Here is a 19,975-nt window from a genome sequence, read left to right as displayed (position 1 = left end):
AAATTTAAACTGGTTAAATTTCGACCAACATCAAGCACATACAAATTAGTTGTAATTTATACAAGCAATTGCCTCGTATTTCCTATACAATGCGCGCCTCTTTAAATTCGTTGAGGCGTATTAATGTCAGAACCAGTCACGTTTGAATCTCTAAATCTTTCTCCTGCAATTTTAAAGGCAGTTGAAGAGTTGGGTTACAAGACACCATCTGAAATCCAAGCTCAATGTATACCGTTATTGCTAGAAAGAAAGGACGTACTGGGACTAGCACAAACGGGTACAGGTAAAACTGCAGCATTTGCACTGCCGTTACTAAACAATATTGACCCGTCTGTGAAACAGCCACAGATCCTTGTACTCACACCAACACGTGAGCTTGCGATCCAAGTTGCTGAGGCATTTGAACAATATGCAAAAGGTACTCGTGGTGTTGAAGTATTAGCACTGTACGGTGGCCAAAGCTACAGCATTCAATTAAGCGCACTTCGTCGTGGCGCACAAATTATTGTTGCTACTCCGGGTCGATTAATCGATCACATAAACCGTGGCACTATCAAGTTTGATGCTTTACAAGCACTTGTACTTGATGAAGCCGATGAAATGTTACGTATGGGCTTTATCGATGATGTTGAAAACATCATGGAAAAAACACCGCGCGAAAAGCAAACATGTCTTTTCTCTGCGACCATGCCTAAGCAAATTCAAAACATCAGCAGCAAATATATGAATAACCCTGAACAGGTTCATATATCTGCGCGTAACTCAACTGTATCATCTGTTGAGCAAGTGTTTTGGAATGCACACGTACATAAAAACAAAGCCATTGTTCGTTTCTTAGAAGCAGAGCAATACGAAGGTGCTATTGTTTTCGTACGTACACGTAACGACACTGTGCAACTTGCTGAGTTACTAGAGCGCGAAGGTTTCTCTGCTGCGCCTCTTAATGGTGACATGAACCAGCAAGCACGTGAACGCACGGTAGATCGCTTAAAAAGCGGTATGCTAAACGTTGTTATTGCAACAGACGTAGCAGCACGTGGTCTTGATGTAGACCGTTTAAGCTTAGTTATCAACTACGATATCCCACAAGACTCAGAAGCCTACGTTCACCGTATCGGCCGTACAGGTCGTGCTGGTCGTACTGGTAAAGCAATTTTATTTGTTAAGCATAACGAACGTTACTTGCTTAAAAATATTATTCGCCATACTAAGTCTGAAATTGCACAAGTTGAGCTACCTACAGCTAAAGTAGTTGAAGAAAAACGTATTAATGCGTTAAAAGAAAAGCTTACGCTTGCTCTTGAAAACAAAGACATTACGTTCTTCAATGAAGTTGCTGCTAGCATGGCACAAAAACTAGACTTATCTTTAGAAGACCTAGCGGGTGCATTACTGTGTTTAGCACAGCAACAGTCGCCAATTAAAGTTGAAGAAGTTAAGATTCAACCTCGCAACGAGCGTAATACACGTAACGAGCGTGGCGATCGTAATGACCGTCGTCGTAACGAACGTGGTGACCGCCCTGAGCGTAAACCTCGCGAGCGTAACAGCCGCGATGCAGGCCCTATGGATACTTACCGTATCGAAGTGGGTCGTGAGCACGGTGTACAGGTTAAAAACATTGTTGGCGCGATTGCTAACGAAGCTGATATCTCAAGCAAGTTTATTGGTGACATTCGTCTACACGACAGTCACAGTACGGTACAATTACCGCAAAACATGCCTAAAGATGTACTTGATCACTTCCAAAAAGTGTTTATTTGTAAACGCCCAATGGGTATGACACTAACACAAGATCAAGGCCCAGCTGAGCCACGTGGTGAACGCGCTGAGCGCCCAAGTGGTGATAAAAAGCGTAGCTTTAACAAAGACAACCAACGCGGTGATAAGCGTGGCGGTCCTCGTAAAGAACGTCGCCCTGTGAGCTTCACATCTAACTAAGCTTTATAGCTTACGTTATAAAAAACCTTGCCACGAAAGTGCCAAGGTTTTTTTGTTTTAAAGCCACTGCTTCAGTAATAACAAAAATCCTGTAAACTAAGCAAATGCTATAATTCATGGACGAATTAAAATTGAAAAAGATTTACGACAACTTGCTCTTTGTAGCAATAGTACTCCCCATTTTATTATGCATCACTATACCTATTTTAATGGACTTTACAGACCCACCATTCATCTCAAATGAACTATACGACGTTGTTTTCTTTATAACCCTCCCTATTATCTGTTGTGCACTATTTATCTATTTAAATATACTTATATTCAATAAATATAGACGCTGCAGTAAATATAGAGAATCACTCAAATACAATTTCTCAGATACTAAAATGAAATTAGCATCCATTTTCATGTACCCATTATCCCCTTTATTAATCTATGGAATACTCTATATTTTTATCTCTGATCCTATTAAATTATGGGCTTACTACACGCAAGGCGATTATTGGTATAAGGAATATATCCTCACTGATGTACAAGAATGTGGGTCTGATTATGAAGATAGTTGTACTCGTTTATACTTTAAAGACCCTACAACTAACAAAACGCACGATTTTAGATGGTACGACGATAAATCTACAATAGTGAATAACAAAAACGATTATGTGTATATTGTTGGTGAGGCGAGTTTATTTGGCTATACAGTGAGAGAATTAGAAAGGTAATTAACAGTACTTTTTACATTGCTGCATTTTTATATAAAAAACCTCACTCCAGTGAGTGAGGTTCATAAATTAAGGTTTAAGTTAAGGTAACGCCGGATAAACGTAGCTCGCATCTAACCCTAACGGAATACCGAGTGCCCAATACCCTAGCAAGAAAATACTCCAGCCAATCATAAACGCGATTGAGTAAGGGATCATAAGCGCGATGAGCGTGCCTATACCGGTATCTTTTACGTACTTTTGGCAGTACACCACAACCAATGGGAAATACGGCATAAGTGGCGTAATTATGTTTGAGCTAGAGTCTCCGATTCTGTAAGCCGCTTGGGTTAAATCGGGTGATATACCTAGCTGCATTAACATTGGTACAAAAATAGGCCCCAGTAATGCCCATTTTGCTGAGCTTGAGCCAACGAACAAGTTTACAAAGCCGGTTAAAAATATAATACCCACAACTGTTACCGCACTGGGCAACTCCATTGCTTTTAAAAGCTGCGCCCCTTCAATGGCCATTAATGCCCCTAAGTTAGACTTAGAAAACGCAGCAATAAACAACGCACAAAAGAACGCCATTACAATGTAATAGGCCATGCCACTCATCGCGGTACTCATCGCATCTATCATATCTTTTGAGGTTTTAAAGGTACCAACGGTAAAACCATACACGGCACCGGGTATCCAAAATAATAAAAAGATTAAAGGCACGATAGATTGCATCAGGGGCGATCTAAAATTAGTTAGTGAGCCATCAGCATTGCGCATTGCTGAATCGGCAGGAGCGGATACAAATGCAAGTAAAGCAAGTCCTGCAATCATTACGCTACTGGCTATAAAAAAAGCGCGTTTTTCATCACTTTTAGCTTCATCAAACGCGGGTAAGTTTTGGGTGTCTTCATTAAGTGCTGTGTTTTTTAACCGAGGCTCTATTATTTTATCAGTGATATACCAGCCTAATAACACAATAAATAAACTCGAGGCAGAAGTGAACGCCCAGTTATTAAGGGGGTTAATCGACATATCGGGGTTAATAATTTGCGCTGCACTTTGGGTAAAGCTTTGCAGTAATGGGTCTATTCCTGATGGAATAAAGTTAGCGCCAAATCCACCACTCACACCAGCAAATGCGGCTGCAATACCCGCTAATGGGTGTCGCCCTGCGGCAAAGAAAATAACACCCGCTAATGGGATCACTAATACGTAGCCAGCATCGGTTGCTGTATGGCTTACAATAGCTACCAAAATGACTGAAGGGGTTAGCAGTTGCCTTGGGGTAACTTTAAGCATTAGCTTAAGGCCTGTATTGATATAACCTGAGTGCTCAGCCACTCCCACACCTAACATGGCAACCAGTACCACCCCTAGCGGTGCAAAGCCTGTAAAGGTTTTTACCATAGAAGATAAAAATGAGGCGAGTGAGTCGCCCTCTAATAGGTTATTTACAACTATGGCTTGGCCTGTCCGTGGGTCTAACGCGTCAAAGCTCACCCCCGACAGTAACCACGAGCACAACCAAATAAGTAACATAGCGAATAAGAAAATAATCGCCGGATCGGGAAGTTTGTTACCAACTCGCTCCACAAAGTTTAAAAAACGCGCGATTAACCCAGTAGGTACCGCAGCTTGATTATTATTGTTCATTTAAAGCTCCCAAAATAGGTTTAAGTAACAATATACTATTAATGTGTAACAGTAAATTAACTAATAAATCTATTATGGGCACAAATAGAGCATAAAAAAACGCGGCTTCGTTATCGTCGCCGCGTTTTTATAATTGTGAACTAAACATTGGTTAAGCGAGGGCTTTCACTTCTTCCCAAAGCCTAACAACCAAGGTTTTATCTTCTTCGTTTAGCTCGCCATTGCGGTATGCTTTTACTAAGCTTTGTTCCACGGTTTCGTTGAGCTCATCAATAGAGATTGTCAGCTCTTCTACTTCTGCATAGCCTACTGCAAGGTCGTAATGTCCGCGCAAGTAACCACCAGCGAACAGCTCATCATCTGTTGCTTTAATCACTAAATCATCAAAGTATTGCTGCGCAGCATCAATATAATTCACTAAACTCATTGTGTTACTTCTCCTGGTTTTCATAACCGACAGCATACATAATATGGTCGTTATAGCCGGTGGTTACTTTAATGTAACCTGTTAATTCATCATCTAAAGCGCTGTCGCCGGTGTCACAAATAAGTGGACGCCCGTTCAACGCGTGTAATTTGGTTTTAGTTGCCACCACAATAATGTTTTCTTTGCCAATGGTGCGAATAAGCTCAGGGCTTAGCTGCTGATTCCCTCGACCAAAAATATGGCCTTGCCCGCCTATTAATGTAATAACTAATTGAGTAGCTTGCCCATGCGTGTACTCAAGTAGCTGTTTAGCAGTTAAGTCTTGCGCAACTAGGGTTTGATCTTTAATTAAATCTACGCCTAATAAAGTATTATCCAGCCCCATTTCTTGCATTATTGCTTCAACAGTTGAGCCACTACCCATAATGTAATAGGTGTCTTCATCCATTTCGCTCACTACATGCGCTGCAATGTCGGCAAGTACTAATTCGTCTGTTTCTTTACCACCATTTTTAACCGCTTGTACATAACGTACTTCGCTTGGTATTTGCATTTCTCCGTAGCGCTTAGCTTTTACGGTGCCTAGCCTAAACGCCTCTTCGTCAATATCCATTACATCGGCATCTGCAAGTGTAACTAGCTCGCCTTTTACTAGCATTTCTACTACGCGCCCTGCTGCTTTAGGTGTAATTGCATATACGCCAGAGTGGATTTTACAGCCAGCAGGTATACCCAGCACTGGTACGGTATCTTCTATGGCATGACAAATATTGCGCGCAGTACCATCGCCACCAGCAAACAGGACTAAATCTACGCCTAAATTTTTAAGTAGTTTAGCGCTAGCCTCTGTATCATCGGCGCTTGTTACGGTATTGGCGGTATAAATTACTTCAACATTGAAGCCTAGTGCGCGTGCTGCTTTTTCGCCCATCTCGCCATTTACAGTATAAATTGTTAACTGCTCTTTATAGGGTACAAGTACTTCTAGGGCTGCCTGTGTGCGGCTGTTAGCTTTGGCTTGCGCACCCAGCTCAATTGCCTTTGCAGCAGTGTTTTCGCCATCACTGCCTTTTAAAGCAACGCTGCCACCAAGTCCTGCAACAGGGTTAATAATTAAGCCTAACTTAAACTGCATTTTGTAACTCCTGAGGGTGGTGCCAATTAAATTGCTGAGCGGTTAACGGCCACGGTGTTTTATAAAAATCACTTAACGCTTTTAATAATGCATGGGTACGTGCGTTAACCCCCTGCTCTAATAACATTAATACTTGCTGGTGTACTCGCGCCTGAAAATCAAACCGGCAAGTTTGCTCGCCGTTCAAGTTATCTACCGACACATTAAAATCAAAGCCAGCAGCGGTGCTGAGCAGCCACTCTATGGCTTGTGGTTTTATTTCTACGTTTTCAAATTCAGCTTGCTGGTGTTTATCTCGCCCATCTGGGCAGTACCAATACCCATAATCTTCAAGCTCTCTGCGTTTATTGCCAGCCACTAACCAATGCGCTATTTCATGTAGGGCACTGGCGTAAAAGCCGTGTGCAAATACAATTTGATTAAAACCATGGGTATTATTGGCAGGTAGATAAACAGGCTCATCATCGCCTTTTACTAAGCGAGTGTTATGGCTTTGATAAAAAACACTATCGAAAATAGATATAAGATCGGCTATATGATGCATAAAAACTGATTAATTCGTCTCGGTTACAGCGCAAAATTAGCGCACTAAAAACGAGACGAATTGTACGGGCTTTTATCTTTAAAGTAAAAGTGATGAGCGAGTTATACCTCTACTCCCGCCTCATCGCACTGCACTATGTCGGTTTCTGTAAGTGCTTGGGTTATCCACTTTTGCAAAACAGGGCAACGCATCACAAAATCACAATACTGCTGCGCCGCTGGGGATAAGGTAATCTGATACGTTTTTAAACGAAGTACAATGGGGGCGTACATCGCATCGGCAATACTAAAATCGCCAAAAAACCATTCATTAGGAAACATATCTTGCTGCTGGGAAAATATCTCATCAATACGTTGAATATCTTTTAGTGCAGCACTTGAAAGCGTTACTTTACGTGTGGCTCTTATATTCATCGGCATTTCGTTTCTCAGTGCCATAAAGCCGGCATGCATTTCAGCGCTTAATGCGCGCGCTGTAGCTCGCTGAGTAATATATTTAGGCCACCCTGCTCCCGATAAATGGGCATCGTTAATATATTCACAAATTGCGAGCGAGTCCCACACTTGCAAATCACCATCAATTAACGCCGGCACTTTTTGAACGTGGAAGTGTTGTTTTAGTTCGTTGTAAAAGTTACTGGTGTCGAGCACAAGCTGGGTTTCGTCAAACGGGACATCAAATTTACTCATTAAATACCATGCGCGTAATGACCAGCTAGAATAGTTTTTATTACCGATAAATAATTGCATTTTGTATATACCAAAGTGAATAGGCTTCCCTACCTTACTAGGTGATTAAACAACCAACAACACTTTGTTTTTTATTCTTAATGCTAAATTTAAAGCCTCTAAAAAAACAATATTACTATCAATTAGCTAACTGCGCATTTAAATGTTTTTTTAATAAACGGGTATTGCGGGTGTTGGCTTTAAAAAAAGCATCAAATATATCGCCAAAAAATGGAACTAAGCCGCCTACAAAATCAATCAGCATATTAATGATCATCTTCGTTTTTATGCGTTTACTTACGCCTAATCGCTGCGCCTCTACCAGTACATAGCTTGATAAAATAAGCCCTGCGGCATCACCTATAACGGGTATTAAACCAATCACAGCCTCTAAGCCAATATTAAATTTAGTAAAAGGAATGCCAATGCTGCTGTCTGTAAGCTTACTAAAGCGTTCTAGCCTTGCTATAGCAGCTTGAGTTTCAAGGTGTGTGTTATCATGCTTATTATCGCTCATAATTACTCTCCTCCTTAAAACAGTATATAGCGCAAACTTGAACAACCCCTGAAAGGCTTAAAAGCAAATTACAGGCACAAAAAAACGCGGTACCCCGCGCTTTTTTAAAATATTAACGGTTAAACAGAGCCGTTAATTGGTCCATGTTCGTGGTTAACATGTGGGTTTTGCCCGCGCTGGCGCAGTAAATGGTCCATTAAGGTAATGGCCATCATTGCCTCAGCAATAGGGATTGCACGAATACCAACGCACGGATCGTGACGACCTTTGGTGATCATCTCCACTGCTTCGTTTTCAGTATTAATGCTTTTACCTGGAATAGTGATACTTGATGTAGGCTTAAGCGCAATAGAGGCAATAATATCTTGCCCTGTAGAAATACCAGCAAGTACGCCACCCGCGTGGTTTGAGGTAAAGCCTTCTGGGGTTAACTCATCACGATGCTCGGAGCCTTTTTGCTCAACCACATCAAAGCCATCGCCAATTTCTACACCTTTAACGGCGTTAATGCTCATTAGTGAATGCGCAATCTCAGCATCTAGCCTATCAAATACAGGCTCGCCTAATCCTACCGGTACGTTGCTAGCCACTACTTTTACTTTAGCGCCCACCGAGTCACCTTGCTTTTTAAGGTCTCGCATATACTCATCAAGCGCTTCTAGCTTACTTGCATCAGGGAAAAAGAATAAGTTGTTTTCAACTTCATCCCAGTCGTAACTTTCGGCTTTTATTGGCCCAAGTTGGCTTAAACATGCTTTTACTTCAATACCATGAAACTGCTTTAAGTATTTTTTAGCAATTGCGCCTGCCGCTACACGAATTGCGGTTTCACGCGCAGAAGAGCGACCACCGCCGCGATAATCGCGCAGGCCGTATTTGTGCCAGTAAGTGTAATCGCCATGACCTGGGCGAAACACATCTTTAATTTTACCGTAGTCTTTTGAGCGCTGATCGGTATTTTCGATAAGTAAACCAATGCTTGTGCCTGTGGTTTTACCTTCAAAAACGCCTGAAAGAATTTTTATCTGATCGTCTTCTCGGCGCTGCGTTGTATAGCGGCTTTGCCCAGGTTTACGACGGTCTAAATCAATTTGTAAGTCAGCCTCTGTGATCTCAAGGCCTGCGGGAGTACCATCTACAACACCGCCTAGGGCAACGCCGTGGCTCTCACCAAAGGTGGACACTTTAAACAACTGCCCTATGCTATTACCTGCCATTAACTTTCCTCATTCCTAATGACTACAAAAGTTGCCGAGCATACGCTCGGCCTAAAATTTATTTTGCAAAATACGTATCAAGCTGCGCTTTGCTTATTACAAATACACCTAAGCCGCCTTGCTCAAACTCAACCCACTCAAATGGTGCGCCCGGATACAAAGCATCCATATGTACCATAGAGTTACCAACTTCTACAAATAACAAACCGTTATCAGTTAGATGATTGCTAGCATGCTCTAAAATAGTACGTGTAACGTCTAAGCCATCATGCCCTGATGCTAAACCAAGCTCAGGCTCATGATGAAATTCTCGTGGTAAATCAGCCATGTCCTCAGCATCAACATACGGAGGATTGGCTACTATTAGGTCATACTTTTGCCCTGGTACACCACTAAATACATCTGACTGAATAGGCAGTACGCGGTCACTTAGCATATAGTCGTTTATGTTTATATCTGCTACTTCAAGCGCTTCATACGAAATATCAACCGCATCTACTTGCGCCGTTTCAAACGCCTGCGCAAGCGCAATAGCAATACAAGCAGAGCCTGTGCATAAATCTAAAATACGGTTAACGCTTTGCGGCTGCTCAAGCCACGGTGAAAACTTATTAGCAATAAGTTCTGCAAACGGCGAGCGCGGAATAAGCACACGCTCATCAACATAAAATGGCATGCCCGCAAACCAAGCAATGTTTGTTAAATAAGGAACCGGCGTGCAGTCGTTTATACGCTCTGCGATTAACCCTGCTAGGCGGTTTTTTTCTGTGCTTGTTAACCGCGCATGCATTAACTCTTTGGGGGCATCAATAGGTAAACTTAGTGCAGGAAGTAATAAGCTAACAGCTTCATCCCACGCGTTATCTGTGCCATGTCCAAAAAATATTCCACTACTTGCAAATTGGCTTGTAGTCCAGCGTAACCAGTCATGTAACGTTGACAGTTCTGCAACAGCTTCATCAAGTGTTGCTTCTTCTATTTGTAAATCACTCATATTTTTTACCTGTTTTAGCTAACTGACTGTTTTGAGTCTTTGCGACGATTGCATTGCCTAACTGTGCTGAGCAAATTACAATTGCCCCTCACCTTTATATTGTACCGCCTTTTGCGCTGCGTTTTTACGTTTTTTTGTTTAGGTAAAATTTATGAAAAAAGACATCTCATCACAATCGTCCCTAAGCAATGACGACATTGACCTTTTTCGCCAAACAATTACAGGCGCTAAGGTGTTTAAACAAGATACCCATAGGTTTGATACAAAACCTAAGGTGTCACAAGCGAAGCAATTTGCCCAGCAAAAAAAGCAGGTTGAGTCTGAATTTTTCTTCTCTGACGAATATATTCCCGATATAGACACAAATAGCACCATTAATTACGTGCAAAATGGCCACGACTCTTTTTTAGCAAAACAGTTACGACGCGGCGACTTTGCGCCCGATTTAACACTCGACCTGCACGGGCTTAATAAAGAACGTGCAAAAGATGAACTCGCGGGGCTTATTCACGAGTGCAAAAAACAGCATTATTACTGCGCGTGCATAGTGCATGGCATTGGCGAGCGTGTTTTAAAACACAAAGTACCGCAGTATTTGGTACAGCACCCCGATGTAATTGCCATGCATCAAGCACCGCTAGAATACGGCGGGCGCGGTGCCGTGCTGATTTTAATTGATTTACCACAAAGCGATGAGTTTAGACGTTAATTAAAGGAAGAATACGTGCAAATTTTTTCGATTATTTTTCCCTTAATTTTTATTGTCGCACTGGGCTACACCTGTTGTTATTTTAAGTTTTTTAATCAGCAGCATATTGCCGGCTTAAGCAAATTTACTTTTTATGTGAGCTTACCCGCCTTTTTAATGCTCAATATGTCGCAAATAAATTTGCATCAAAGTATTAGCCTCGAAGCATTTTTAAGCTTTTATATTCCTGTATTAGCGGTATTTGCTTTGGGCATACTTATTGATAGGTACTATTTAACTAAACAAGCCAATGCTGGAAATTATCAACAGCATAGTGTGTTTGGTCTTGCCGGTAGTTATTCAAATATGGTGTTAGTGGGTATACCCATTGTTATTGCTTCACTTGGCAAAGACATGATTGCCATCGCCTTTATGATCATCACATTTCATAGCACGCTGCTTTTTGCGTTAACTTATTTAATAGGCGCGAAAGGAAACACAGCTGACTTCTCGTGGGCAAAATTTGCTAAAAACATGGTCCTTAACCCTATAGTGTTAAGTATTGGCTGTGGATTACTTTTAAATGTGTCGGGAATTACATTATTTGCGAATTTAGCCAATGCCTTAGAGCTACTCGCCAGCCCTGCTATTGCATGTGCTTTATTTGTGTTAGGCGCTAATTTGGTGTTTTATAAGGTGGCAGCAAATTGGCAGCCGGCCCTTATTTCTTCACTGTTAAAAATACTGATTTTACCTGCTGCTGTGTGTGTAGCAGCTACGTGGGTGTTTGTACTAGATACGCAAATTCGTAACGTACTGGTATTGCTGAGCGCCTCGCCTGTTGGCGTTAATGCGTATTTAATTGCAAGCCAATTAAATACGCATCAAGTTACGCTCGCCGGTGCAGTGGTGCTTTCAACGGTGCTTAGTGTTGTAAGCTTTTCGTTTTGGCTTGCTGTGCTTTTATAAAATCGCTTATTTAAGTGCGGCCACTACCGAAATTTCGACCAATAGCGCATCGCGCGCCATTTTAGCTTCAACACAGGCGCGTGCTGGCGCATAACCTTCTGGCACCCACGCATCCCATACAGCATTCATATCGGAAAAATATTCCATGCTCTTAACGTAAATAGTTGCGCTTAGCATATGCTTTTTAGAACTCCCCGCCTGCTCAAGTAAGGCCTCTACTTTGTCGAGCATAGTTTGCGTTTGCTCTGTAATGTTTTGCTCTGCATCGCTGCATACTTGTCCGCATAAATAAACGGTTCCATTATGTTTAACTATACGGCTCATGCGCGCACCCGTTTCAAGGCGTTCTATACTCATTGTTATCTCTTTTCTCTATATGTTGGCAGGCGCGTTAATATTTACATATTCACTGCGCTGTGATGTTTCGTCATACTGAATTACAGCAACTGCTGCGGTGTTAAAAATAGGCATATTACCCGGGCTGAGCTGATCAACTATATAGCTCACAATAGGCATATGGGCGACCACTAACCAGGTATTACACTGAGGATGCATGGCAATAAGTGTTTCTAAATAATCAGCTGCTATTTGTGGCTTTCCCTCGGGGATTATGTCGCTACAGGTTTCACTAAATTTAAATACATTGTTTTTTTCAACTTCTTTAGCCGTTTGCTGCGCGCGCGAGTAAGGACTTACCAATAACGCATCAACAGAAAAGTGTTTGTGTAGCCATAAGCCCATTTTTTCTGCTTCTGCATGGCCTTTCGGTGTTAGGTTTCTTGCTGCGTCGTTAGCTTGCATCGGTGTCGCTTCGCCGTGGCGCATAATTAAGATTGTTTTCATAAAAAATCAACCGATTAATGAATATAAAACAGTAGCCAGTTTGCCCATTTGTCCGCTATATTAACTATTATTCCAAAGAATAATTCTCTCATGATATTCAGGTAAATCTTTTCGCTATTTTTTCGCTGTCCTGAAGCTATCATCTGTTGTTAACAAGTAAACGTCTAGTTTCAGGAGCATCATTTGAATATCAGCCGCAATGATAACAGAGCATACCGCGCCATTACACTCGACAATGGGCTAAAAGTATTATTAGTGCAAGATAAAGATTCAACTAAAGCCGCTGCTTCTATGGCGGTTAACGCTGGCCATTTTGATGACCCCCTTGACAGGCAAGGCCTTGCACACTTTTTAGAGCATATGCTTTTTTTAGGTACCGACCAATACCCTGATTCTGGAAGCTTTAATAATTTTGTGTCTCAATCGGGCGGAAACACCAACGCCTGGACCGGCACTGAGCACACGTGCTATTACTTTGATATTAATAATCAAGCCATTGAAAAAGCCCTTGCGCAATTTAGCCGTTTTTTTATTGCCCCATTATTAAACCCAGCGGAAACCGAAAAAGAACGTAATGCCATAGAGGCTGAGTTTAAATTAAAAATAAAAGATGATGGGCGTCGTATTTATCAGGCTCATAAAGAAACCGTAAACCCAGCCCACCCCTTTGCTAAATTTTCGGTGGGTAATTTACATACCCTCGCCGATAGAGAGCGCTGCATAAGTGACGAGTTAAGAGATTTTTTTAATAAGCACTATCAAGCGCAGTGGATGACACTGGTAATTTGTGCCAACGAACCGCTTGATACACTCGCGCAGTGGACACATCGCTATTTTAGTGGCATTAATGGCCATAAAGATGCGCTTAAAGCCCCTATTGAGGAGCCATTATATCGCGCGCAAGATATTGGCAAAGTACTGCACATTGAACCACACAAGCACATGCAAAAACTCATTATTAGTTTTGCTATGCCAAATATCGATGACTTTTATCGCCACAAAACCGTCAGCTTTATAGCCCATTTACTCGGCTACGAAGGCGCAGGCTCGTTGTACTCAATTTTAAAAGAGCAAGGGTGGATTAACGCACTTTCTGCCGGCGGCGGTATAAATGGCAGTAACTTTAAAGATTTTAACATTAGCATGGCGCTTACCGATGAAGGCATTGAATACTTTGAAGACATAATAGAAATTGTGTTTGAGTATATTTGCCTAATCAACGATAACACCGACAAACTACCGCGCCTGTATCAAGATAAAAAAAACCTGTTACAAATTGCGTTTGATAACCAAGAAAAATCGCGCTTAATAGATTGGGTAAGTAACCTAAGCATTAATATGCAACACTACGACGAAGCTAACTATGTGCAAGGCGATTACTTAATGGAGGGCTTTAATAAAGCCACTCACGAAATGGCGATGCAATGGCTTACCCCGCATAATATGCGCTTAGTACTTATTCATCCAGGCGTAGAGGCAGAGCACACCACCGCGTGGTACAACACCCCTTACAAAGTTGAGCCAATTTCGCCGCATTGGCTGGAGTCGCTTGCGCATATAAATAAACCGCTGAGCACTATGCTGCTGCCCACAGCAAACCCCTATTTAACAAAAGAAGTGGTGCTATACGAAGTCGAAAAACCTCAAACCAAGCCTTTACTGTTAGTTAAAGAGCCTGGGTTTGACTTTTGGTTTAAACAAGACAACACCTTTAGAGTGGCCAAAGGTCATTTTTATTTAGCAATGGACTCGCACTTTGCAGTAAAAGATGTAAAGCACATGGCATTAACGCGCCTTTTTAGTGACTTATTTATGGACAGTGTTGGCGAGCAATTTTACCCCGCAGAATTGGCAGGTTTAAGTTATCATTTAACCTCTCATCAAGGCGGGCTTACGTTGCACACTGCTGGGCTATCGACTAGTCAGCTAGAGTTGGTGGAGCAATTACTTGATGCGCTGTTTAATGTTGATATTTGCGCACGCCGCTTTGCCGAATACAAAAAGCAACTGGTAAGGCACTGGCGCAACAGCAACCAAAATAAACCGGTGAGTGAATTATTTAGCGTGTTAGGTGCCAAAATAATGCCATGGAACCCACAACCCGATGAGTTAGCCACTGCACTTAAAAATACATGTTTTCAGCAATTTAACGAATTTAGAGCCGATTTTTTTAAAGCCTTACATGTTGAGTCGTTTTTACACGGTAATTGGCAACAAACAGACGCGAAGGTATTTCATAAAAAAGTGGCAGAGCATTTAAAAAACGCCACGGCTATTGAGGATTTAACACGCCCGCTGCACGAGATAGACCAAGTGACTCGCTGCGAACTTGAACTGCCATGCAGTGATAACGCCATGGTCATTTACTACCAAGCACAAACTGCAGAAGTGGATGAAAAAGTTAAATTAATGGCACTTAACCATATAATTAACCAAGACTATTTTAACGAGCTGAGAACCACACAACAGCTAGGTTACTTAGTTGGCTCTGGCTATGCACCATTTAACACCCGCGCCGGTATTGCTTTTTATATTCAATCACCAAAATTTGAAGCTCAGACTCTACTGCACAGGCATAATCATTTTGTAAGCCAGTTTATTGCTAACCTAGACTCCCTAGATGAAACAACATGGCAGCAACATAAACAAGGTTTGACAACTCATATTGCTGAAAAAGATAAAAACTTACGGTTACGTTCACAGCGCTTTTGGCTTGCAATAGGCAATAAAGATCATGACTTTCATATGCAAAAACGCCTCCTAGAGGCACTGCACGCCCTCAGCCTAGAAGAAATGAAAAGCTATGCCATAGCTACTTTTTCTAAAGATAGGCCAAGGTATGAGTTATTAAGTAGCGCAAAAGTAAATAAATCGCAAAAAATGCCGCTTTGCTCGCAATCTCTTTGACTCTGCAAGTGGCATGATTTAAATTATCATTTGTTAATTAGTAGTAATAAAACAAATGATAAAAATAACAACAATAAAATGTGGTTTTTACTGGTTGCTGCTAAGCCTAGCACCCGCAGCGGTTGCCTTTGAACACGCCTTTAATATAAATACCAACACCGTTTTAATTATTGCCAGTGCCCTACTTGCGTTGGCTTTGCCATACCTATTATTTGTAATTTATAAATTAAAGCGCTCTCGATTACAGCACAGCCTCTCGGAAAAGCGCTTAAAAAGCACGGTTGAAGGCAGTGGCGATACGCTTTGGGATTGGAATATAAAAACTGGCGAAGTTATTCGTATTAACGATAAATACATGATGGATTCAACAACGTTAATGGGTTTTCCGCCAAATAAAAGCTTGATCCACCCACACGATATTGCCTCAGTAGAGCATTTATTAAAAAAACACTTTGCTCAAAAGTCTGCTTTTTTTGAAGCCACTTACCGTATTAAAGACACCTTTGGCCACTGGCACTGGGTATTAGACCGCGGAAAAATAATAGAAAAAGATGCCAACTTAGCGCCACTGAGAATGACCGGCACAGTGCGCGATATTTCAGTGTTAAAATCAACACAAGAGCGTCTCAATTTATTTGCTAAGTGTGTAGAATCACTCACTGATGCACTTGCTATATATGATAAAAACTTTAACTTAGTTGATATTAACCCCAGCTTTTTAACGCTTTTTGGTGGCGTTAGAGAGCAATATCTCAAAAAGCCTTTTAACTTACCTGGTTACGATAAAAGCTACACAGAAAACATTAAAAATATAGTACGAGAGCGTGAGCGAATTCAACAAGAGGTAAAACTGCGCAATAGTGAGCGAGTGTTACTGCCCATAGAGATTTCTATTGATGAGATAAAAAACGAACAACACCAAATAACAAACTATGTAGTGGTTTATTCAGATTTAACCGAACGTAAAAATGCACAATCGCAACTGCATAATTTATCAAATAGAGACCGTACGACCAGTTTACCTAACAGAAATTTATTTTTTACCGACCTACAAAAGCTAGTAAAACAAAATACCCACCATGCCCTTTTGGTATTTGATTTAGATAATTTTAAAAAGATTAATGATTCATTAGGCCACCAGCTAGGCGACAGCCTGTTAGCAAAACTGGCTATGCGATTAAATAAATTAACCCGTGAGAATGATGTTTTTTACCGCTTAGGGGGTGATGAATTTGCCTTAGTTATGGCAGATACTAATGATATTCATGTTATTACTCGCATGGCAAAGCAATTTTTAGCTGCAATTGCGACCCCATTTAAAATGGCAGGCCACGAGCTCGCTATTACCTCAAGCGTAGGCATAGTGTTATTCCCTGAAGATGGCAGTACCCCAGAGCTGCTGTTAAAAAACGCTGATACCGCCATGTATCATGCTAAAAAGAAAGGCAATAGTTACCTGTTTTTTAACGACACCATGAACCGCCAAGCGGTTAAACGTTTACAAATAGAAAACCTAATGCGCTTTGGTCTAAAAGAAAACCATTTTGAAGTGTATTACCAACCAAAAATGAATATTCGCACAGGTAAACTTACCGGAATGGAAGCATTAGTGCGCTTTATAACCCCTAAAAAAGGCGTTATTAGCCCCGGTGTATTTATTCCTATTGCTGAGGAAACCGGGCAAATAATAGAAATTGGTGAAGTGGTTTTAAACAAAGCGTGTCGCGATGTAAAACAATGGCTAGACGATGGGCTATTTAGCGGCCGCGTTGCAGTTAACTTATCGGCTAAGCAGTTTAGCTTGCCAGATTTAACGACCCGTATTGACGTGATATTGCAAAAAAACGAGCTACCTTCTTACTTTTTAGAGCTGGAAATTACCGAGGGCACGGTAATGGACGACCCACAAGAAGCCATTGCAATTATGCGCTCGCTAAGTGCGCGTGGTATTCATTTAGCCATGGACGATTTTGGTACAGGTTATTCATCTTTAGCGTACTTAAAACAATTTCCGCTGAATACCTTAAAAGTAGATAAAGCATTTATTGATGACATGAAAACCGAACGTGGCCGCAACATGGTTGACTCTATCGTGACGATTGCGCAAAACCTCGATTTACATGTGGTTGCTGAAGGTGTGGAGCAAGCAAGCCAAATTGACATACTCAAAACGCTAAATTGTGAAACCGTACAGGGCTACTTCTATTCAAAACCGCTTTCAAAAGATGAATTTACGGCCTTTTTAAAACAGCAACAAAGCAACTCTACGCCAAGCCTTATTAGTGCTAATAAACATTTAGCGCAAATAAGGTAATGTTACGGGCGCCATATACACGCACCGGCGCCTACGTTGCGTATAAAAGCACGCCTGTAATGCAAACCAAATAAGCAGCATGCGCCAGGGCCTATTAGCGCCCCTAATAAAATCCACCGTTTAATTGGCATACCTTTTTTAAGCGCTTGAACATAAATGGCCAAAGCACATAGAGCGTTAATAAAAACGAAAAGCAAACATCACCCCAACTGAGCTCAAAACAACGCTGCGCATTTTAACGGCAAATAACACACTTTTAAAGCAGCAAGCTTGATAAGCCAATGAGTCGCCATTTTAGCTATCAGCGCATATAAATTAAGTATTGATGCAAATTACTATTCCCTAGTTTAAAAATTTAGGCATAAAAAAAGCCGGCATAGCGCCAGCTTTCCAGCTTTATTGTATAGCTTGGGTTACTTTTCAGCGCGGCCCATAAATTTGTGCTCAACCGTATTAATACGGATACGGTCGCCCGTAGATATATGCTCAGGCACCGAAATGGTTAAACCCGTGCTCAGGCGTGCAGGCTTAGAGCGTGCACTGGCAGAAGCGCCTTTGATTGAAGGGTCTGTTTCTTCAACAACCAGCTCTACGCTTGATGGCAAATCTAAACCTACAGGCGAGCCATCAATCACAATAACGTGTACGCCTTGCGTTTCTTCGTTAACGAATTGAATTTCTTCTGCTATCGCCTCTTTGTTTAAGTTATACGGCGTGTAGTCTTCATTATCCATAAACACGTATTCATCGCCATCAATGTACGAAAGCATTGCTTCGCGGCGAGTTAAATCTGCTAGGGTTAGCATGTCGCTGTCTTTGAAGGTTTCGTCTACTTTTGCACCTGTTACTACATCGTATAAACGCATACGGTACAAACTACCGCCTGCACGGCCTTGTGGAACTGAACGTACAATATCTTTAACTACCAACACGCGATTATTAAACTCAATCGCGGTTCCTTTTTTAACTTCACTCGCCTTTGGCATGGGGGTTTTCCTATTATTTTTTTGATTGCCAGAAACATACCACGAACTGGGTATTGTTCAACTAAAAATACGTTAATTTGGGGCTGCATTTGATATAGACTTGCAAATTTTTAATTTAAAACTAAATACCTATAATCAAAAGCGAAAAAAACTGCTATGGTATCTCTACCGAGTATGACTTCAAGGATTGGATCATGGACCAAAACACAGTACATGAGTATTTAGTAAAGAAGCCCTTGGTGCAAGTGACAAAACCATTTGCTCAAGAGGTTGATGTTTATAAAGTAAATCATAAAATGTTTGCCACCCTTGCCTTAGGTAATGATGGAGACGTTAATGATGATGGAGATCCTATTTGGTGGCTTAATTTAAAGTGCGATCCCGATGAAGCACTTAAATTGCGTGATATTTTTCCTGCGGTGATCCCTGGCTATCATATGAACAAGCGGCTTTGGAATACGGTGATATTAGATGGCTCTATTCCACAAGGCGAAATTGAAAGAATGATCGATAATTCGTTCAAATTAGTTGTTGAGAATATGCCAGAAAAAGACCGTAAAGCAATTGAAGCACATCTATAGAAACCACCATCACGGGCTAGCTTGCTAGCCCTATTTGCTACAATTTTAATGTGTATATCAAATCATCATAACGTGTATTATTAATAGTGTGCGCTTGCGTATTAATGCCAGTTAACGTTAATCCACACTTTTGTAATACCTTTTCAGACCCTATATTCCCCTTTGTAACCACGGCTTTAAACTGTGTAATACCGCATTGTTGCCATGCCCACTCAATCACGGCACGCAATGACTCACTGGCAAAGCCTTGATTAAAATACGCGGGTAAAAACAAATAGCCTAGCTCAGCTTGCTCAAGTTCGTATGTAAACCCCGTTACACCCATGGGCTCATTTGAATGCTTATCAAATACCACAAGGCAAAGTGGATGAGTAGAAGTGCTATCCCAACTTTTTAAACGTTGTTCAAACCGGCTGCGTACAAACGCTTCGCTGGGCATATCGTAGCAATAACGGATCACGGTAGGATTTTGATGTAACTGCAAAAATAATGGCCAATCACTGCTTTGAAGTGGGCGCATTGCCAATCGTGCTGTAAACAACTGCATGATGGTTTACCTCTTATCTACTTAGCTGCAAATTAAGCTAACATACTTTATAGCAAGCCACTTAATTATAAGTCTTATTTGAGGGTAAAAACCTGTCGATAACTAAATAAAAACTGGCAATTTAGGTTTTATAAATGCACGTTTTTAACACAGGTAGCGACACGTTTAGCCCCGCAGAATGATTAAGTATTATTGCGGGTTGGTATTATTGCGCCCTAGTATTCTATATTTACAAATAGCAGATATAAAAAAACCGCATATAATGCGGTTTTTTTAA

Annotated in this window: 19 protein-coding genes; 6 read left to right on the top strand and 13 right to left on the bottom strand. The window is 41.3% G+C overall.

Going from position 1 to position 19,975, the window contains the following annotated elements:
• Window positions 1-123: 123 nt before the first annotated feature.
• On the top strand, window positions 124-1,941 hold the full coding sequence (locus AN390_RS04115) for a DEAD/DEAH box helicase (RefSeq protein WP_004587284.1): 1,818 nt from the start codon (window positions 124-126) through the stop codon (window positions 1,939-1,941).
• 803 nt (window positions 1,942-2,744) lie between these two features.
• Here the strand turns inward: AN390_RS04115 and AN390_RS04105 are convergent.
• The 8 genes from AN390_RS04105 to prmB all read right to left on the bottom strand — a co-directional run bounded on the left by AN390_RS04105 (window position 2,745) and on the right by prmB (window position 9,863).
• Complete coding sequence (locus tag AN390_RS04105; protein WP_055253040.1) at window positions 2,745-4,301, bottom strand: AbgT family transporter; 1,557 nt, start codon at window positions 4,299-4,301, stop codon at window positions 2,745-2,747.
• A gap of 151 nt (window positions 4,302-4,452) precedes the next feature.
• The gene (locus AN390_RS04100) at window positions 4,453-4,728 is read right to left on the bottom strand and encodes a YfcL family protein (protein WP_004587288.1); all 276 of its coding nucleotides are present in this window, start codon (window positions 4,726-4,728) and stop codon (window positions 4,453-4,455) included.
• A gap of 4 nt (window positions 4,729-4,732) precedes the next feature.
• Window positions 4,733-5,863 carry an ATP-NAD kinase family protein gene (locus tag AN390_RS04095; RefSeq protein WP_055253039.1) on the bottom strand — a complete coding sequence of 377 codons (1,131 nt, stop codon included), beginning with the start codon at window positions 5,861-5,863 and terminating at the stop codon, window positions 4,733-4,735.
• Entirely contained in the window at window positions 5,853-6,407 is a 555-nt protein-coding gene (locus AN390_RS04090) for an elongation factor P hydroxylase (RefSeq protein WP_055253038.1), read from the bottom strand. The genes AN390_RS04095 and AN390_RS04090 overlap by 11 nt, the downstream gene beginning before the upstream one ends.
• Window positions 6,408-6,508: 101 nt before the next feature.
• Window positions 6,509-7,156 (bottom strand): glutathione S-transferase family protein, encoded by a 648-nt coding sequence (locus AN390_RS04085; RefSeq protein ID WP_055253037.1) that lies wholly within the window; start codon window positions 7,154-7,156, stop codon window positions 6,509-6,511.
• Between the two features lie 118 nt (window positions 7,157-7,274).
• A complete protein-coding gene (locus AN390_RS04080) occupies window positions 7,275-7,652 on the bottom strand; it encodes a DUF4112 domain-containing protein (RefSeq protein ID WP_004587292.1) in 378 nt (125 codons plus the stop codon).
• 119 nt (window positions 7,653-7,771) lie between these two features.
• Window positions 7,772-8,869, bottom strand: coding sequence for a chorismate synthase (aroC, locus tag AN390_RS04075; protein WP_024031890.1), 1,098 nt, complete (start codon window positions 8,867-8,869; stop codon window positions 7,772-7,774).
• 58 nt (window positions 8,870-8,927) lie between these two features.
• Entirely contained in the window at window positions 8,928-9,863 is a 936-nt protein-coding gene (prmB, locus tag AN390_RS04070; protein WP_004587294.1) for a 50S ribosomal protein L3 N(5)-glutamine methyltransferase, read from the bottom strand.
• 151 nt (window positions 9,864-10,014) lie between these two features.
• On the opposite strand from prmB, the gene smrB reads away from it, so the two are divergent.
• Window positions 10,015-10,572 carry an endonuclease SmrB gene (gene smrB, locus AN390_RS04065; RefSeq protein ID WP_024031888.1) on the top strand — a complete coding sequence of 186 codons (558 nt, stop codon included), beginning with the start codon at window positions 10,015-10,017 and terminating at the stop codon, window positions 10,570-10,572.
• A 15-nt stretch (window positions 10,573-10,587) separates the two neighbouring features.
• Window positions 10,588-11,520: an AEC family transporter gene (locus tag AN390_RS04060; protein WP_055253036.1), complete on the top strand. Its 933-nt coding sequence runs from the start codon at window positions 10,588-10,590 to the stop codon at window positions 11,518-11,520.
• A gap of 6 nt (window positions 11,521-11,526) precedes the next feature.
• Here AN390_RS04060 and AN390_RS04055 read toward each other — a convergent pair whose 3' ends face one another.
• Both AN390_RS04055 and sixA read right to left on the bottom strand, forming a co-directional pair.
• On the bottom strand, window positions 11,527-11,877 hold the full coding sequence (locus AN390_RS04055) for a RidA family protein (protein ID WP_055253035.1): 351 nt from the start codon (window positions 11,875-11,877) through the stop codon (window positions 11,527-11,529).
• A gap of 15 nt (window positions 11,878-11,892) precedes the next feature.
• A complete protein-coding gene (gene sixA / locus AN390_RS04050; RefSeq protein ID WP_004587298.1) occupies window positions 11,893-12,363 on the bottom strand; it encodes a phosphohistidine phosphatase SixA in 471 nt (156 codons plus the stop codon).
• Between the two features lie 183 nt (window positions 12,364-12,546).
• Between sixA and AN390_RS04045 the strand changes: the two genes are divergently transcribed.
• The gene (locus AN390_RS04045) at window positions 12,547-15,270 is read left to right on the top strand and encodes an insulinase family protein (protein WP_055253034.1); all 2,724 of its coding nucleotides are present in this window, start codon (window positions 12,547-12,549) and stop codon (window positions 15,268-15,270) included.
• Window positions 15,271-15,325: 55 nt separating this feature from the next.
• Entirely contained in the window at window positions 15,326-17,584 is a 2,259-nt protein-coding gene (locus AN390_RS04040; protein ID WP_055253033.1) for an EAL domain-containing protein, read from the top strand.
• A 2-nt stretch (window positions 17,585-17,586) separates the two neighbouring features.
• Here the strand turns inward: AN390_RS04040 and AN390_RS19850 are convergent, their stop codons facing one another.
• Together AN390_RS19850 and yeiP are read right to left on the bottom strand one after the other, a co-directional pair.
• Window positions 17,587-17,766 carry a hypothetical protein gene (locus AN390_RS19850; RefSeq protein WP_408003169.1) on the bottom strand — a complete coding sequence of 60 codons (180 nt, stop codon included), beginning with the start codon at window positions 17,764-17,766 and terminating at the stop codon, window positions 17,587-17,589.
• 231 nt (window positions 17,767-17,997) lie between these two features.
• Entirely contained in the window at window positions 17,998-18,570 is a 573-nt protein-coding gene (gene yeiP, locus AN390_RS04035; protein ID WP_004587302.1) for an elongation factor P-like protein YeiP, read from the bottom strand.
• Window positions 18,571-18,764: 194 nt separating this feature from the next.
• On the opposite strand from yeiP, the gene AN390_RS04030 reads away from it, so the two are divergent.
• Window positions 18,765-19,151, top strand: coding sequence for an MmcQ/YjbR family DNA-binding protein (locus tag AN390_RS04030; RefSeq protein ID WP_004587303.1), 387 nt, complete (start codon window positions 18,765-18,767; stop codon window positions 19,149-19,151).
• Window positions 19,152-19,188: 37 nt separating this feature from the next.
• Here the strand turns inward: AN390_RS04030 and AN390_RS04025 are convergent, their stop codons facing one another.
• Complete coding sequence (locus tag AN390_RS04025) at window positions 19,189-19,698, bottom strand: GNAT family N-acetyltransferase (protein WP_024031882.1); 510 nt, start codon at window positions 19,696-19,698, stop codon at window positions 19,189-19,191.
• Window positions 19,699-19,975 lie beyond the last annotated feature (277 nt).

The organism is Pseudoalteromonas sp. P1-11 (assembly GCF_001399995.1).
In the GTDB taxonomy this organism is placed as follows: domain Bacteria; phylum Pseudomonadota; class Gammaproteobacteria; order Enterobacterales; family Alteromonadaceae; genus Pseudoalteromonas; species Pseudoalteromonas atlantica.
Note: the sequence above shows the minus strand (reverse complement) of the source record. Positions and strands in the feature narration are given on the sequence as shown.